16 protein-coding genes are annotated in these 15,995 nt (G+C 63.4%); 1 reads left to right on the top strand and 15 read right to left on the bottom strand.

Going from position 1 to position 15,995, the window contains the following annotated elements; all coding sequences use genetic code 11:
• On the top strand, positions 1 to 258 hold a 258-nt coding region (locus tag Q0331_RS05235), incomplete at its 5' end, for a hypothetical protein (protein WP_298075417.1).
• On the opposite strand, the gene Q0331_RS05230 is transcribed toward Q0331_RS05235, so the two are convergent.
• From Q0331_RS05230 to Q0331_RS05160, 15 genes are all read right to left on the bottom strand, one after another.
• Complete coding sequence (locus Q0331_RS05230; protein WP_298075416.1) at positions 259 to 1,320, bottom strand: phosphotransferase family protein; 1,062 nt, start codon at positions 1,318 to 1,320, stop codon at positions 259 to 261. It lies immediately after the preceding gene.
• A gap of 4 nt (positions 1,321 to 1,324) precedes the next feature.
• Complete coding sequence (gene rfbA, locus Q0331_RS05225) at positions 1,325 to 2,200, bottom strand: glucose-1-phosphate thymidylyltransferase RfbA (protein WP_298075415.1); 876 nt, start codon at positions 2,198 to 2,200, stop codon at positions 1,325 to 1,327.
• Positions 2,200 to 2,895, bottom strand: a complete 696-nt coding sequence (gene rfbC, locus Q0331_RS05220) for a dTDP-4-dehydrorhamnose 3,5-epimerase (protein WP_298075414.1) — start codon at positions 2,893 to 2,895, stop codon at positions 2,200 to 2,202. Before rfbC ends, rfbA begins: the two co-directional genes overlap by 1 nt.
• Before the next feature lie 55 nt (positions 2,896 to 2,950).
• The gene (locus Q0331_RS05215; protein ID WP_298075413.1) at positions 2,951 to 3,718 is read right to left on the bottom strand and encodes an ABC transporter ATP-binding protein; all 768 of its coding nucleotides are present in this window, start codon (positions 3,716 to 3,718) and stop codon (positions 2,951 to 2,953) included.
• Complete coding sequence (locus Q0331_RS05210) at positions 3,715 to 4,773, bottom strand: iron chelate uptake ABC transporter family permease subunit (RefSeq protein WP_298075412.1); 1,059 nt, start codon at positions 4,771 to 4,773, stop codon at positions 3,715 to 3,717. Before Q0331_RS05210 ends, Q0331_RS05215 begins: the two co-directional genes overlap by 4 nt.
• Complete coding sequence (locus Q0331_RS05205) at positions 4,773 to 5,774, bottom strand: ABC transporter permease (protein WP_298075411.1); 1,002 nt, start codon at positions 5,772 to 5,774, stop codon at positions 4,773 to 4,775. Before Q0331_RS05205 ends, Q0331_RS05210 begins: the two co-directional genes overlap by 1 nt.
• Before the next feature lie 91 nt (positions 5,775 to 5,865).
• Positions 5,866 to 6,858: a siderophore ABC transporter substrate-binding protein gene (locus Q0331_RS05200; RefSeq protein WP_298075410.1), complete on the bottom strand. Its 993-nt coding sequence runs from the start codon at positions 6,856 to 6,858 to the stop codon at positions 5,866 to 5,868.
• A gap of 114 nt (positions 6,859 to 6,972) precedes the next feature.
• Positions 6,973 to 8,130 (bottom strand): dTDP-glucose 4,6-dehydratase, encoded by a 1,158-nt coding sequence (locus Q0331_RS05195; RefSeq protein ID WP_298075409.1) that lies wholly within the window; start codon positions 8,128 to 8,130, stop codon positions 6,973 to 6,975.
• 50 nt (positions 8,131 to 8,180) lie between these two features.
• Positions 8,181 to 9,293, bottom strand: a complete 1,113-nt coding sequence (ccsB, locus tag Q0331_RS05190) for a c-type cytochrome biogenesis protein CcsB (protein WP_298075408.1) — start codon at positions 9,291 to 9,293, stop codon at positions 8,181 to 8,183.
• Between the two features lie 92 nt (positions 9,294 to 9,385).
• Entirely contained in the window at positions 9,386 to 11,044 is a 1,659-nt protein-coding gene (locus tag Q0331_RS05185; protein ID WP_298075407.1) for a cytochrome c biogenesis protein ResB, read from the bottom strand.
• Between the two features lie 93 nt (positions 11,045 to 11,137).
• Positions 11,138 to 11,935 (bottom strand): cytochrome c biogenesis CcdA family protein, encoded by a 798-nt coding sequence (locus Q0331_RS05180; protein ID WP_298075406.1) that lies wholly within the window; start codon positions 11,933 to 11,935, stop codon positions 11,138 to 11,140.
• Complete coding sequence (locus Q0331_RS05175; protein WP_298075405.1) at positions 11,936 to 12,544, bottom strand: TlpA disulfide reductase family protein; 609 nt, start codon at positions 12,542 to 12,544, stop codon at positions 11,936 to 11,938. It lies immediately after the preceding gene.
• A 1-nt stretch (position 12,545) separates the two neighbouring features.
• A complete protein-coding gene (locus Q0331_RS05170; protein WP_298075404.1) occupies positions 12,546 to 13,151 on the bottom strand; it encodes a histidine phosphatase family protein in 606 nt (201 codons plus the stop codon).
• A 35-nt stretch (positions 13,152 to 13,186) separates the two neighbouring features.
• On the bottom strand, positions 13,187 to 14,518 hold the full coding sequence (gene hemL / locus Q0331_RS05165; RefSeq protein ID WP_298075403.1) for a glutamate-1-semialdehyde 2,1-aminomutase: 1,332 nt from the start codon (positions 14,516 to 14,518) through the stop codon (positions 13,187 to 13,189).
• A gap of 63 nt (positions 14,519 to 14,581) precedes the next feature.
• On the bottom strand, positions 14,582 to 15,995 hold a 1,414-nt coding region (locus tag Q0331_RS05160), incomplete at its 5' end, for an HAD family hydrolase (RefSeq protein ID WP_298075402.1).

Genomic DNA, 15,995 nt, shown 5'->3' with positions numbered 1-15,995 from the left:
GGCGTCAATAACAAACAAGAACGACTAAGCCACAAGGGCCCGGACGACGACCCGGACTTCCTGTGGAACATCGAGAAAGAGCGCTTCAAGAAGCGGCGCGCGCAGGAGGCCAAGGACGCGGAAGAGGCCGAGCGGAAGCGCCGTCAGGAGCTCCGCGAACAGCAGCAACGCGGGGCGCGCGGCGACGAGCGCGACGAGCAGAAGCCAAATGGCCCGGAGAACACGGACGGCCCGGACTCTCCGCAAAACGGAGAGTAGCTAGAGCAGCTCCACGCGCGGCGAACGGCCCGTGCGGTAGTGGTCGATCAGCAGGAAGATGTTGTCCCAGTCCTTGTAGACCTCCGCGCGGCGCAGCACACCCGTATCCTCGGCACTCTCGGAAGTGCGGCCGCCATCCGGCGCCCGGTACAACGGCCCCGGCATCGGCTGCGGAACTCCCGGTACCACGGGGGCTTGGCGGCGCTGCTCGTGCTGGATGATCGCCTGTTCGTAGACCATCTTCGGAAGCTCCGGGGCGATGCCCGCGAAGTGCGCATAGTCTAAGGCCGGGTCGCCGACGGTCATGTCGGAAAAGTCGATCACGCCCACGCCGCCTTCGGCGTTCCACAGCATGTGGTCCTCGTGCAGCTCCCCGTGGGTCAGGGCGCGCTGTTGCTCCGGCCGGGAGAGCAACTCGTCCACCTGCGCAAACACGCGCTCCACGAATGCCGCCTCTTCAGCGCTCAGGTGCGGGGCCAGAATCGTTTCCGTGCGGGACTTCATCAGCTCCAACTTGCCCGGCAGGGTGCGCGGGGCGTTATTCAACTCGCTGGTCGCCTCGCCGTCGGTCCACCAGGAATCCACGCGGCTCATCGGCAGCACGTCCGGGTCGAAGGCGTGCATCGTGGCCAGCAGGCTGCCCAGTTGCTCGGCCACCCATGCGCGCTGGCTGGTAGACAGCGTCTGCCAGAGCTCGGCGGTCAGCGGTTCGCCCAGCAGCTCGGTCTGCATGGTCAACATCACGGGCTCGGCAGTATTGAAAGTCCCCCGCGCGTAGGCCTGCCGCACCGTCCCCGGCACCCGCACCTTGGTGCGGCGGAACAGTTGCGCGATCAGCGAGGATTCCAGCATCGCCTGTTCCCGGTATTCCTTTTCGAAGGGCACGCGCACCACGACGGACTCGGGGAGCATGTCGTTGAGTTCATACTCCTTCGAGCGCAGCCCGTCCAGGATCAATACTGCGTGGTCGATGCCCTGCTTCGGCACGCGCTGGCCAGTCCATTCCAGGTCGCGCCAGGTGCGCGCCACCATCTCCGGGATGGTCTCGATCGAAATAGCCACTTATCTACCGCTCTTTCCCACGCTTCAGTAGCCCGCTGAGGTACTGCCCGTAGGCGCTCTTGCCCAGCTTGCGCGCGGACTCCCCCAGCTCTGCATCGTCAATGTAGCCCAGGCGCCACGCGACTTCCTCCGGGCAGCTGATCTTCAGGCCCTGCCGCTGCTCGACGGCGCGGACGAAGTCCCCGGCGGCGGCCAGGTCGTCCACCGTTCCCGTGTCCAGCCAGGCGGTACCACGCGGCAGCACCTCCACGTGCAGGCGCCCCTCCGCCAGGTAGCGGCGGTTGATGTCCGTGATCTCCAGCTCGCCGCGCTCGCTCGGCTCCAGCGACTTGGCGATCCGCACCACGTCGTTGGAGTAGAAGTACAGGCCGGGAACTGCATAGTTGGACTTCGGCTCCGCGGGCTTTTCCGCCAAGCTCAGAGCTGTGCCTTCGCGGTCGAACTCCACTACTCCGTATGACTCGGGTTCGGCCACCCAGTAGGCGAAGATCGCCCCGCCGTCGGGGTTGTGGAAGCGCCGCAGCTGGGTGCCCAGGCCGGTGCCGTAGAAGATGTTGTCACCCAGCACCAGAGCCACTGCGTCGTCGCCGATGAAGTCCTCGCCCACAATGAAGGCTTCCGCCAGGCCATTCGGCTGGTCCTGCACCGCGTAGCTGATCTGCACGCCGAACTGCGAGCCGTCGCCCAGCAGCCCGCGGAACTGTTGCGCATCCGCGCCCGTGGTGATCACCAGAATGTCGCGGATGCCCGCCAGCATCAGAGTCGTCAGCGGGTAGTAGATCATCGGCTTGTCGTACACGGGCGCCAGTTGCTTGGAAATTCCCTGCGTGATCGGCCACAGCCGCGAGCCGGTTCCCCCGGCCAGAATAATGCCCTTCATCAGTCGGCTTGCTCCCACTCGTCGGCGGCCTGCAGAGCCTCGGCCCAGTCAGCACGCAGTTGTGCCTCCCATGCCCGCACCTCGCGGTATTCGGGCAGGCGGTCGCGTACCTCGCTCAAGCTCGGCGCCGAATCGTCCTTGTTGGATAGTACGGCTTGTTCCTTAGTGACGCCCCAAGCCACAGCCAGTTCCGCATCAAACGGGTCGATACCGTATTCCCTCTGTGGGTTGTATGCCTCGGTGACCAGGTAGTTCACGGTCGTCTGGTCGGTGTGTGCGCGGAATCCGTGGCCCACGCCCAGGGGTACGTAGACGCTGAAATTATTCTCCGCCGATAGTTCCACGGTGATGTGTTGGCCGAACGTCGGCGAGCCCACGCGCACATCCACCAGCACGTCCGTGATGGCACCGGAAAGGCAGCTGACGAACTTCGCCTGTCCCGGCGGCACGTCCGCCAAGTGAATGCCCCGCACGACGTTGCGGGAGGAACGCGAAAGGTTCCCCTGAGCTACCTCGAAGGGGTACCCCAGCTTCTCGCCGAAAGCCTCCGCCTTGAAGCTTTCGTGGAAACTGCCGCGCTCGTCGCCATGCACCCTGGGCACATAAGCCCAGGCGCCGGGGATGGGGAGATCCACAATGCTGCCCGGTTCAGCGGTTGCCAGTAGCTCGTCGATGCGCGGGGTGGTTTCACTCATAGTTTCTACTTTAGCGGCGCTGCCGGACAACCAACGGCAAGGTTATGCAGGGAGCTTAGAAGTAGCAGGCCATCGGCCCATCGGGACCGTCGACGACGGTCACGGGCGTGTCGAAGATGTCGGTCAGGATCTCGTCGGTCATGAGCTCCTCCGGGGTGCCGAAGCGCACGATCTTCCCATCCTTGACGGCGCAGATGTGGTCCGAGTACTTCGCCGCGAAGTTGATGTCGTGCAGCACCACAATGATGGTGCGACCGAACTCCGAAGCCGCCCGGCGTAGGTGCTTCATCATCTGCACCGCGTGGGCGATGTCCAGGTTGTTCAGCGGTTCATCCAGCAGCACATAGTCAGTTTCCTGGCACAGCACCATTGCCACGTAGGCGCGCTGCCGCTGCCCGCCGGACAACTGATCCAGGTAGCGATTCTCCAGCTCGCGGAGATTGAAGAAGTCGATGTAGGTGGAGATGATGCCCTCGTCCTCCCGCGTTAACCGCCCTTTGGAGTACGGGAAACGGCCAAAGCCCACCAGCTGGCGGACCGTCAGGCGGGTGACGAAGTGATTCTCCTGGCGCAGGATCGACAGCACCTTCGCCAGGTCCTTGGACTTTGTGGTGCTCACGTCAAAGCCTGCGACCTCGATGGTGCCCTCGTCCAGGTCCAGCAGCCTGCCCATCATAGTGAGCAGGGTGGACTTGCCCGCACCATTGGGGCCGACCAGGGAGGTCACTCCCCCGGCGGGGATCTCCAGGTTCGCCGGACCAATGCTAGCTCCGGAGCCGGAGGCGTCACTATATTTCTTAGTGACTTCGGACAGCTTGATCACAGTCGACCCTTTCTAAGAATGACGTAGAGGAACACCGTGCCGCCGACCAGCTCAATGATGATCGAGACCACGCCTTGCGCGTAGAAGATGTGATTCATCACGAAGTACGCGCCCGCCAGTACCAGGAAAGCCGTGGCGATGGCCATCGGGAAGACATAGCGGTGATCGGAGGTGCCCGCGAACTGGTAGGCCAGCGTGGCTACCAAGAATCCCAGAAAAGCCATCGGGCCAACCAGCGCGGTGGAGACGGCCATGAGGACCGCGACCAGGATGAGCACCACGATCGCCTTGCCCCGGTGGTTAATGCCCAGGTTCGTTGTCGCATCCGGCCCCAAGGCCAGCACGTTGAGAGTGCGGGACATCAGCAGCAACGCGCCCGCGGCCACGGCAACCAGCACGATAGAGATCGGAAAGTACTCTGGCTCCGCGTTATTCACCGACCCGAACAGTCGGGCGGTCAGCAGGTCGAAATCGCTGGGCGTCAATAGACGCTGCATAAAGGTAGACACCGACCCCAAACCTGCCCCGATAACAATGCCGACCAGCAACATCGCGTGCATGTTCGCGTTCTTGCCGGTGAGCAGCCAAGAGTACAGCAGCAACGCGAAGCCGACCATGAGCACCAGCTGGATGATGTAGGTCGTCATGGTGCGGGCCTCCACCAGACCGCTGCCGCCCAGGAAGAACACGGTGGAGGTGTGGATGGCCACGTACAGCGACTCGAACCCCATGATCGACGGGGTGATGATGCGGTTATTCGTCACCGTCTGGAAAGCCACCGTGGCTACCGCCTGGGCAACCGCGACGATGGCGATGGCGATTACCGCGTTCATGCGGCGCTCCGCCAGCAGCCAGAAGCCGCGCGTGCCGAAGGGCATCGGGTTGCCATAGGCCAGCAGCCCCACCGCGGAAGCCGCGCCCAGAACTACGATGATGCCGAGGGCTAGCCAGTACTTCGCCGCCATCGATTGCGTGGGGAACGCGCCTGAGGAGCGGCCGGGAGTGCCCGGGAACAAGCGCTGCGGCACCAGCCGCTCGAGGGTTTGGTTCGTCATTAGCGGTTCCTCACAATCAGCACGACGAAGACGATTGCGCCGACGATGCCCAGCACCACGGAAACGGGGATCTCGAAAGGCGAGATCAGCGTACGAGCCAGCAGGTCACAAGCGGCGACGGTAGCGATGCCCACTAGGCACACCCACGGCAGGTTGCTGCGCAGGTCGTCGCCGCGGATCATCGAGACGATGTTCGGCACGATCAGCCCCAAGAAAGGCAGGTTGCCGACCACGACCGTCACCACACCCACAGCGATGGCGACCATTACGGTGCCTACCAGCACAATCCGGCGGTAGTTCATGCCCACGCTGGTGGCGAAGTCCTCGCCAAGGCCAGCCAGGGTGAGCCGGTCGGCCAGCAGGAACACGCCCACCACGACCAGCAGCACCACCCACAGCACCTCGTACTGGCCCTTGTAGACCGAGGTGAAGCTGCCGGCGAACCACACGCCCAGCTGCTGCAGCATGTCAGTCTGCAGGGCGACGAAGGTGGAGACAGCGGAGACTACCGCGCCCAGCATGATGCCCACGATCGGCACGATCAGCGAGGAACGCAGCGATACACGCTGCAGGAAGAAGAAGAACACCATCGCGCCGACAAAGGAGAACACGACGGCGCCGACCATCCGCCCCATCACAGTCGCACCGGGGAAGACGATCATCACGAACAGCAGGCCCAGGCCCGCCCATTCAGTGGTGCCGGTGGTGGTCGGTGAAACGAAGCGGTTCTGCGTAAGCATCTGCATGACCAGCCCACACATCGCCATCGCCGCGCCCGCCAACACCAATGCGATGGTGCGCGGGACGCGGGTGATGGAGAACATGTCGATGCCATCTTGCGCGTTGAAAACGTCGTATTCGCCGATCAACAGGCTGCCGACGAGAAGGGCCCCCACAATCGCTGTGGCGACGAGGAACTTCCAGTCGACGAGTTTTCCCCGGGTACGCGCAACCCGAGGTTCGTCATGAACCTCGGGTGACGTAGTGCTCTGAGCAGTCATTCCAGCTGGTCAATTCACTTTCAATAGCGTTGTGCGGTGCTGCACGGCGGCAATGTGCGGTGCTGCACAGCGGTGCGCGGCGTTCGCGCTGTTACTTCCCTTCGAAGGCGTCTGCCAGGGAGTTCAGGATCTCGGTGTAGGTCGTGATCGACTCGTTGATGTACGTATCCTGCGGTGCCACGAGCACGCGATCCTCCTTCAGCGCCGGCACACCCTTCAGCGCATCGGCGCGCTTGATCACGTCTGCCGCCGGGGAGTAATCCGGCTTGTCCGCGTTGATGGCACCGTCGCGGTCCATCACCAGCATCCAGTCCGGCTTGGCGTCTGCGATGGCCTCGACGGAGATGTCATCGCCCTCGTGGTTGCTGGAGGCGTTGTCGACCTCCAGTGCCGGGTCCATGCCCAGCCAGTCGAACACGGGGCCCCACACGCGGCCGACGTGCGGCGCAACGTAGCCGATTTCGCCGCCGGAGACGTTGACGGCCATGACCTTCTTGTCGCCATCCAACTCGTCGTAGGCCTTCTTCGCGCGATCCTTCGCATCGTTGAAGTCCTGCACCATCTTGTCGGCTTCGTCCTTCTTATTGAAGATTTCGCCCAGGGTGGTGATCTGGCGGATCAGCTCCTCGTCCATCGGCTTATCCTCGCGGGGCTCCAGCTCCACGACAGCTGCATCCGGGACCAGTTCCTTGATCTCCTCGTCGCGGTCCTTGAAGCGCTGGCCGCTGATCACTAGGTCTGGCTGGGCTGCCACCAGGGCCTCGAAGTCAGGCTCCTTGTGGTTGCCGAGATCCTTGATCTCCTCGTCATCCTTGTAGTCGGTGACGGTCGCTGGAACCAGCTTCTTCGGAGCAGCGGAAAGCTCCACTCCCCACTCGTTGAGGATCTCGAAGCTGCGGTTATCCAGTGCAACCACGGACTTCGGGTTCTTCGGAACCTGTAGTTCGCCGTTGTTGTCCTCGATGGAGATCGAATCTCCGCTGGATTGGTTGGCCGAGGTGCTCTCATCGGCGGAGCCACAGGCGGCCAGGGACATACCTGCGGCCACGAGTGCGGCCAGCAGCTTGATGCGATTCTTTGCCATTTTTCCCTTAAAAGATTCAAACTAACTCAACGTACGGTTAGCCGAACCTTATATAGGCTCCACTAAGTTAGTCAAGCCTTGCTTAAAAGGGTGGTCACCCCCGCGCGGGTGACGCTACGCGGGATCGATCTCTTCTGCGGCCACCTCTTGTTCGGTGGCGCGGTATTTCTTTTCGGACGCCGCCCTGGACTCAACCCACCACTTCTCATTGCGGCGGTACCATTCCACCGTCTCGGCAAGCCCGGAAGCAAAGTCCGTAAAGCGCGGCTGCCACCCCAGATCGGCAATGCTGCTGGGGTCGATCGCATAGCGGCGATCGTGACCCGGGCGGTCGGTGACGTGCACAAAGTCATCCGCCGGGCGACCGAAAAGCTCCAGTAGGTCGCGCACGACCTGTAGATTGGAGCGCTCCCCCTCCGCACCGATGAGGTACGTTTCCCCCAGCTTTCCAGAATCCAGGATCGCCCAGACAGCGTCGTTGTGGTCATCCACGTGAATCCAATCGCGGACGTTCTCCCCCGTGCCGTATAGGCGAGGACGGTGCCCCTCGATCAGACCTGTGATCTGCCGGGGGATGAACTTCTCCGGGTGCTGGCGCGGGCCGTAGTTGTTCGAGCAGTTGGAGATAGTGGCCTTCAGCCCCCGCGAACGCACAAATGCGCGGACGAAGTGATCCGCCGCCGCCTTGGAGGCAGAGTAGGGCGAGGAGGGGTTGTATGGGGTATCCACCGTGAAGCGGTTGGGATCGTCCAGGGCGAGATCGCCGAAGACCTCATCGGTGGATATGTGGTGCAGGCGCACCCCGAGGTCCGCGGCGGCCTGGGCGACGTTCAAGGTGCCCTCCACGTTGCTGCGGGCGAAGATCGCGGGCGTGGCCAGGGAGTTATCGTTGTGGCTCTCCGCCGCGAAGTGCACGATCGCCACCCGGTCGGCGGCAGACTGCTGGGACTCGGCAGCGCCTTTGTTCCCCGCATCCCCTACAGCTTCGGTAACCGTAATCGCCCGCTCAAGAGCCTCGCGAAACGCCACGGCATCCGCCACGTCACCTTCGATGAACTCCACCCGCCCCGGATAGGCAACCTCCAGCGGAATGCCGTCCTCGGTCTGCAAATTCAGTGGGTTCGCTGCGTACGTGAGGGCGTCAAAAATAAGAACCTTGACGTCCGGCCTGGTCTCCAGCGTGCGATGAACGAAGTTCGCGCCAATAAAGCCGGCCCCGCCGGTGACGAGGACGGTAGAAAAGTTCCTCTCGGGCATATTCACTCCAAACATAGATAACTCCTTCGCAGGCACAGCCTGGAAGGAGCTGGAATATAGGTGGGCTAGTTCAAGCCAGCGTAGGAGTGCAGGCCGGAGACCACCATGTTGATGAAGAAGAGGTTGAAGACCATCGTGGCGAAGGCAAAGACGTTGATCCACGCGGACTTCGGGCCACGCCAGCCCGGGGTGGCGCGGGCGTGCAGGTAGGCGGCGTAGAGGATCCAGGTGATGAAGGAAACGGTCTCCTTCGGATCCCAGCCCCAGAAGCGGCCCCATGCGGCATCCGCCCAGATGGCGCCGAAGATGATGCCCAGGCCGAAGATCGGCAGTGCCCACACGGCGGTGCGGTAGGCCAGTGCATCCAGCTTGGTGGCATCCGGCAGCGGGGCGGCTACAGTGCCCAACCAGCCCTTCTCCTGACCCTTCGGGTACTTACGGCGGAGCAGGTACATCAGGGAAGCCATGCCGGACATCATGCCGATACCCGCGCCGATTGCGACAGTCGAAACGTGAATGACCAGCCAGTAGGACTGCAGCGCCGGCACAACCGGGGCAGTCTCCGCGTACAGCTTGGTGCCTGCGTAGAACAGCAGGCCGACAACCGGAGTCAGGACCCACGGCCACATGACGCGCATCGCCTTGCGGCGGATCATGAGCGCGGCGACGACCATTGCGAACAGGGTGACCACGCCGACGTATTCGAAGAGGTTGCCCCACGGGAAGCGATTGGTGGCCAAGCCACGCAGAATCACGAAGACTGCGTGGATTGCGATGGCCAACCAGACCAGGGACTGGGTGATGCCGCCGAGCTTGTCGGCGCGATCCAAGGTCTTAGAAACGCTCTCGGAGCGCAGACGCTCCGGCAGCTGCGCCTCGAAGGAGGCGAAGTCGGGCTCGATGTCGTCGCCCGTGATCTCCCCGGCATCGGCAACATCCGAGTCTGCCGCATCGCCCGCAGCACCTGCGCCTACGGTCACCTTGGTGGTGGAGGCAGCGCGCGCGGAGTGCTCCGCCTGCAGCTTCTCCAGCTCCTCGGCGCGCTGACGGCGGCGATCCGCGCCCACGCGCACCATCCCGTAGAAAACCAGGGAAACGGCGAGCGCCAGCAGGTATAGGGTCTCCGCGGAGCGGAAGGCCAGGTCGGAGAATTCGGATAGCTGCGGATCGATCTGCATCGAAAATCCTTCTAAAGAAAAGTCTTAAATCGCTACAAAGTATCAGCTTAGCGCCTGTTTACGAACGACCACAATCACCCGTTCGGGGTAAATCAACCCCGTGGCGCCAGGTGATCGTCGACGTGGTCCTCCCAGTCGTCGGAATCCACGTCATAAGCTTCGTCCAGAGCTTCTTCCTCCAGCCCCAGCACGCGCTCGGCACGGCGGTTGAACTCGCGACCCCAGCCAGCGGAGTCCGTGCGGGAAAGCCCGGCGATCTGGATGCGGGTGCCCTCACCTTCCGGAGTAATGCGCACCCAGAAGCGGCGGCGCTTCACTGCCAGGGAGGCAACGAGCGAAGCCAGCATCAGCACGGCAAACACCAGCACCCAGGTGGTCGTCGGATCCTTGGAGATCTGCAGGTTCACAAACTCCTTGGCACCGTCGAAGGTGATCTTTGTGCCATCGTCCAGGGTGACGGATTCGCCCTTCTCCAGGTTCACTCGATCCAGCATCTGCATCTGGCCGGAGTGCATGGCCTCCGGGTCCAACGAGAAAATGTTCTGGCTGCGCCCGCCATCCAGGCCAGTATCGCCACGGTAAATGTCGATAGCCACCGCGGGGTCGCGCATTGCCGGGTAGTTGGAGGAAAGGATCTTGCCATTCGGCCCGGTCCACTCCGCCGACGGAGCGAACAGTCCCTGCAGGGAGATCTGGTTCTTGCGACGCTCCTGCAGGTCGGGGTACATGCCCGCGGGCGGGTCCCAGCGCACTGCACCGGAGGACAGGAAGTACGTCATATCGTCCGGGCGGAACTGCACTGTCTCGGTACGCTTCTCCCCGTTCGGCCACTCAATCGTGAACGTCGGAGCATAGCCGTGGCCCTGGAGGTACACACGGTTGCCCTCGATGCGCAGCGGGTGGTTCACTTTCAGCGTTTTATGCTGCCACTGATCCGTCGGCTTGAAGGCATCCTCCTTGCCCGCGTAGTCGATGTTGGATTCAAAGCCCACCGCCTGACCGTTTGGCAGGTAGTCGGCCTTGAAGTCCTTGACGTTCACACAGAAGGGAGTCAGTCCCGTGCCGTCGAACACCGGGCCATTGCGGAAGGAATCGAAGTTGGAAACCGCGGAGTTGCAGAACTGCGACTGCTCGGTATCCGTCCCGGCCACCACGATGACCTGGCCCTCGTAGTAGACCATCTTGCCCGTCGCCACCGCGATGAGGATACCCACCAGCGACAGGTGGAATACCAGGTTCGCGGCCTCACGCAGGTAGCCCTTCTCCGCGGACATGGACCAGGCCCCGGCGCGGTCGTTATCCTTATCGACCTCGTTGACGTTCCAGCCCTTAAACTCCTTGCGCAGGGATTTCTGCACGTCTTCCACCGATTCATCGACGGTTCCGGAGTAATGGTAGGGCATGCGATCCAGGCGCTTCGGCGCCGGCGGTGGGGAGGAACGCAGAGCCTTGTAGTGGTCGATGCTGCGCGGCAGGATGCAGCCGACCAGGGAAATGAAAAGCAGTACGTAGATCGCCACGAACCAGGTGGACCCGAAGACGTCGAAAAGCTGCAGCTTGTCGAAAACCTCGGCGGTCTTCCCGTTGGCGTCAATATATTCGGCAACCTTGCCCTCGTTGAGCGACCGCTGTGGCAGCAGCGCGCCCGGGATCGCGGCCAGCGCCAGCAGGAAAAGCAGCACCAGGGCGGTCTTCATCTTCGTGAGCCACTGCCAGCCCTTCTTCGGCCAACTCAGGATCTTCTTCAGCATGGTTGCTCTTTCGTACTTTCGCTCTCTCGTTATTATTGACGCCCACTTCTCAGCCGCGACCTTTTCCCTTAAGCCGACGACTTGAGATCGGCCTTAGATCGGCAGGGTTTTATCCGAGACGAATGCCTCCCGGATATAGTCCACGAACACCGCCCACTGCCCTGTGACCAGCAGCAAGCCGACGATGACCAGCAGCGCGCCGCCGATCATCTGGATGGTGCGGGAGTGCTTGCGCAGCCAGCCGACGCCCGTCAGCGCCTTCGAGGACCCCAGCGCCACGACAATGAATGGTAGCCCGAGGCCCAGACAATAGGCGACGATCAAGATCACACCGCGGGCGGCTGTCATCCCCTGGGTGCCGGCGGATACCGAAATGATGGAAGCCAGCGTGGGTCCCAGGCAGGGGGTCCAGCCCAGGGCGAACACTCCGCCCAGCAGTGGCGCACCGGCGATAGTGGTCCAGCGCTTCGGGCTGAGGCGCGTATCGCGCTGCAAAGGGGAAATAAAGCCCATGAACACCACGCCCATGGCGATGGTGACCACGCCGCCGATGCGCATCAGCAGATCCTGGTTCAGCCTCAGGGCGCTGATCACCCCGAAGACCGTGACCGTGGCCAGTACAAACACCACGGTGAAGCCCAGCACGAACAGCAGCGCTGCGGTGGCCACCCGGCCGCGCTTGGCTTTGACCACCGTGCCTTGCTCCGTGTATTCAGTCTCCGCTCCAACAACTCCGGCAAGGTAGGAGATGTACCCCGGCACTAGCGGAATCACGCACGGTGAGGCGAAGGAAACCAGGCCCGCGGCGGCGGATACCAGCAACGCGAGCAGCAGCGGACCGGCGGCGGCCGTATCCGCGAAGGTCTCTCCGATGGACTCCGCGAGGATCATCTATGCTTCCTCGTCCAGTAGTGGCTCGACCTGTTCCCAGAGTTCCTTGTCCGTGATTTCCTTCAAGAAGATGTGGGCCGGACGGTGCTGCTTATCCAACACGATGGTGGTGGGAATCACGGAGGCCGGCACGCCGCCGAGCGCCAGGGCGGTCTTGAACGGTGGGTCGTAGATAGACGGGTAGGTGATCCCGTTGTCCTTGACGAAGTCCTGCGGCTTTTCCTTAACGTTGTCGCGCACGTTGATGCCCAGGATAGTGCCGCCGCCGTCCTTTTCCAGCTTCTCCTGGACGCGCTGCAGGTCATCGGATTCGCTACGGCACGGGCCACACCACTGGCCCCAGGCGTTTAGCACCACGACCTGGCCCTCGAAGTCGGAGAGGTTAATGTCATCGCCGCCGTCCAGATTGGTGCCGGTGAAGTCGGCGACCTCCTTGCGCTCCTCGGGCTCGTAGTGGATGCTGGTCTGCCCGCCGGGGGCGACGAACTCAAAAGTTCCGCCGCTGGCCACCGCGTCCTTGCCCGCGGTGTTTCCCTCACCGCAGGCGGTGAGCGCCGCCCCGCTGGCTAGCAGAGTTACCGCAAGCGCTGCCGTTAGCTTTTTACGCACCTTAAATCTCCTGCGCCGGCTCTGAATAGAAGATGTCCGTCAGCTGCCCGCCGTCAAATACCAGAGAGGTCACGGAGGCCAACTCACACTGGCGATCGGCCGGATTGTGCGCCAGAGGCAGGCCCTGCACGTCCCGTTGAATCATCACGATCGGCAGCTGGTGGGTGACCAACACGGCCTCGTGCCCGCGGGCCTTCTCGCGCGCGGTGTCGACGGCCTCCCACATCCGGTCGGCGATCTCCTGATAGGGCTCGCCCCAGCTGGGAATGGTGGGGTTCTTCAGCATGGGCCAACGCTTTGGGTTCCACAATGCGCTACGTACACCCTTAATGTGCAGGCCTTGCAGATCGTTACCCGCCTCGATGATGCGCTCGTCCGTGTGGACCTCCAGGCCCAGCTTCTCAGCAAACGGCCGCGCGGTTTCCTGCGCCCGCTGCAACGGAGAAGCCGCTAGGTACACCACATCGTGGTCAGCGAGGTCCGCTGCGGTGGCATGCGCCATGTTCCGCCCCCGCTCAGAGAGGTAATAGCCGGGCAAACGGCCATAGAGAATGCGATCCGGGTTGTGCACTTCTCCGTGCCGTACAAGGTGAACGATCGTTGCCATGGTCACCTACCTTAGCGTGGACCCCGGCATGAGACCTAAGCCGACGGGGTGGCCGCTGCCGCGGCTTCCGCAGCGGGCTTAGCAGCGGCCGCGATCTTCTCGAAATCTGCGTCGGTCAGTGCCGTGGAAACGAACCAGGTCTCGAAGACGCTTGGTGGGGCAAATACCCCGCGATCCAGGAAGGCGTGGAAGAAGGCCGGGTAGCGGAAGGTGTCCGCGGCCTTCATGTCCGTGAAGTTCGTGCCTTCCCCCTCGGCGAAGCGCACACTCACCATACTGCCCGCACGCTGGATGTGGTGGGCCACGGAGGCCTTAGTCAAAGCGTCGGACAGGATGTCTGCCAGCGCGTCGGCATTAGCGTCGAGCTTCTGGTACGCGGCGGCGTCAGCCAACTTCAAAGAGGCCAGGCCCGAGGCGACGGCAACGGGATTGCCCGACAAAGTACCGGCCTGATAGACCGGACCAACCGGCGCGAGGTGATCCATGATCTCCGCCTTGCCGCCGAAAGCAGCGGCAGGCAGGCCACCGGAGACGACCTTGCCGAACGTCGTTAGGTCGCCCGCCACGCCGTCCTTGCCGTACCAGCCGGACTCGCTGACGCGGAAGCCCGTCATGACCTCATCGACGATCAGCAGGGCACCGTTTTCGTGGGCAATGCGCTGCAGCTCCGCGTTAAAACCATGCGGGTTCACGGTGCCCATATTGCCGGCGGCACCCTCCACGATGATTGCGGCGATCTCGCCCGCGTGGGAGGCAAACGCATCCTCCACGGCCTGCACGTCACGGTAAGGCACCACGACGGTGTCGCCCGCGGCGGCCTTGGTGATGCCCGGGGAATCCGGCAGGCCAAACGTAGCCACGCCGGAACCGGCCGCCACCAGCAGCGAATCGACGTGACCGTGGTAGCAGCCCTCAAACTTCAGGATCTTGTCGCGGCCCGTGTAGCCGCGGGCCAGGCGAATGGCGGACATCGTGGCCTCGGTGCCGGAGTTCACCAGGCGGGCCTTCTCCACGGAGGTGCGGCGGACGATCTCCTCCACCAGGTCGACCTCCATCGTGGTCGGCGCGCCGAAGGAAAGACCGTGGCCCGCGGCCTCCCGAACTGCCTCCACGATCTGCGGGTGGGCGTGCCCGTGGATCATCGGCCCCCAGGAGCAAAACAGGTCCACATAGGAGTTGCCGTCAATGTCGTGCAGCGTGGAGCCCTGCGCGGAGGTGATAAACGGCGGGGTGCCGCCCACAGATCCGAACGCGCGAACCGGGGAGTTCACCCCGCCCGGAATCAGCGTGCGAGCCCGATCGAAGGCTTTCTCGCTGGCCTGGTGCGAAGAGTTGTTTGAGTGCTGAGGGTCGGCATTAACAGACACGAAAGGAATCCTTCCTGCCACTTCACTAGTGGTTAGCTTGCAATCCCCACCAGCCTAGCGCGGCTAACGCTGGGACTGGTCATACTCCTCGTCCGCGGCCTCCGCGCGGGCCAGGGAAATCGCCTCGGCGCGCTGGCTTTCCTGCTTGCGTAGCTGCCGGATCTCCCTCCGACGCTCCACCCAGCCCTGCCACGAGTGGGTCTGGCGCAGAGTGCCACGCGCGTAGTTGCGGTGCAAGATGCGCGCACTGCGCGTCTCGATCAACGTGGAGCTGAGCAGCATAAACACCGTGGCCAGCAGGGGGTTGAGCACGCCGACGACCGCCAGCGTCGCGCCGACCGCGTTGTACGTCCAGGACAGCCACACGTTCCAGTCGGTGGTGTTGCGGACGTGGCGGACCAGGTTCACCAGCTCCGGCAGCGCAGCAACGTCCTCGCGCTGCATCACCACGTCCGCCACCTCGGCGGCGGAGGGGTCGATGCGGTTGGAAGAAGTCATGAGAATTCCCACATCCGCGACTCGCAGCGCGCCCAGCACGTCGCTATCGCCCACCATCGCCACGCGCACGCCCATGGCGTGCACACCGCGCACAGTGGCCTCCTTGCGGTTCGGTGCGATACCAGCCAGGACGGTGGAGATGCCGAGCGCGTTCGCCGTCCTGCGGGCCACCGGATAGATGTCGCGGGAGAGCATGTACGTCTCCAGCTGCATGTCCTCCAGCCGGTCGATCGCGGCCGGGGCATCGTCCTTGAAGCTATCGGCCAGGTTGATTACACCGCGTTCCTTGCCCTTCCAGCTGACGATCACGGGCGAGCCGCCATTCAAAGCTGCCGTGGCCAGGCGCGGGTCCCGGATCTCACTCAGGTCGTGCGGGCGCCACAGGCGCGCCTTCACGTGCCGCATCTCGCCCTCCATCGGCAGTTCCACCATGCCCTCGAAGGTGCCGTCCTTGGTGATCTTCACCTCGCCTACGTCCAGCCAGTTGGGGGTCCCCTCCCCGCCCGCGCCGCTATCGCGTGCCTCGCGGTCGGCACGCACCAGCGCCTGGGAGACAGCGTGGTTCGATTCCAAGGAAAGAGCGCCGGCCACGCGCAGGATCAGATCCGGGTTCTCGCCCTTGACAGACGTGACGTCGATGACGTGCATCGGCCCATCGGTGAGGGTACCAACGCGGTTGAAGATGATGGCGTCCACCTCAGCGAGCTTGTGAATGGTGCCCGTATCGCGCAGCAGGGCGCCCGAGGTGGCAGCGCGCCACAGCCCCAAGCGCAGCGCCAGTGGCGCAGAAAGGGCCAGGGCGACGGGCGCGACGACGGCCAGCAGGGACAAAACGGTGGCCATCGCCGCATCGACGGACTTAGTGATGGCCAGCCAAGCGATGAAGTCCACCGCCGCCAACACGAAAGCCCACGGCACCAGCAAGCTGGCGGTGCGGTTCGTCAACTGGGTCAGGCGAGTCTCGTCCAACGCGGACCCG

The organism is uncultured Corynebacterium sp., from assembly GCF_937999985.1.
Lineage (GTDB): Bacteria > Actinomycetota > Actinomycetes > Mycobacteriales > Mycobacteriaceae > Corynebacterium.
The sequence above is the reverse complement of the archived record's forward strand: the minus strand, read 5'-3'. Positions and strand labels throughout refer to the sequence as shown.

Coding starts and splice junctions, on each gene's coding strand:
- rfbA (WP_298075415.1), bottom strand. CDS start 2,200: ATGAAGGGCATTATTCTGGCCGGGGGAACCGGCTCGCGGCTGTGGCCG.
- rfbC (WP_298075414.1), bottom strand. CDS start 2,895: ATGAGTGAAACCACCCCGCGCATCGACGAGCTACTGGCAACCGCTGAA.
- Q0331_RS05210 (WP_298075412.1), bottom strand. CDS start 4,773: ATGACGAACCAAACCCTCGAGCGGCTGGTGCCGCAGCGCTTGTTCCCG.
- Q0331_RS05205 (WP_298075411.1), bottom strand. CDS start 5,774: ATGACTGCTCAGAGCACTACGTCACCCGAGGTTCATGACGAACCTCGG.
- Q0331_RS05200 (WP_298075410.1), bottom strand. CDS start 6,858: ATGGCAAAGAATCGCATCAAGCTGCTGGCCGCACTCGTGGCCGCAGGT.
- Q0331_RS05195 (WP_298075409.1), bottom strand. CDS start 8,130: ATGTTTGGAGTGAATATGCCCGAGAGGAACTTTTCTACCGTCCTCGTC.
- ccsB (WP_298075408.1), bottom strand. CDS start 9,293: ATGCAGATCGATCCGCAGCTATCCGAATTCTCCGACCTGGCCTTCCGC.
- Q0331_RS05185 (WP_298075407.1), bottom strand. CDS start 11,044: ATGCTGAAGAAGATCCTGAGTTGGCCGAAGAAGGGCTGGCAGTGGCTC.
- Q0331_RS05180 (WP_298075406.1), bottom strand. CDS start 11,935: ATGATCCTCGCGGAGTCCATCGGAGAGACCTTCGCGGATACGGCCGCC.
- Q0331_RS05170 (WP_298075404.1), bottom strand. CDS start 13,151: ATGGCAACGATCGTTCACCTTGTACGGCACGGAGAAGTGCACAACCCG.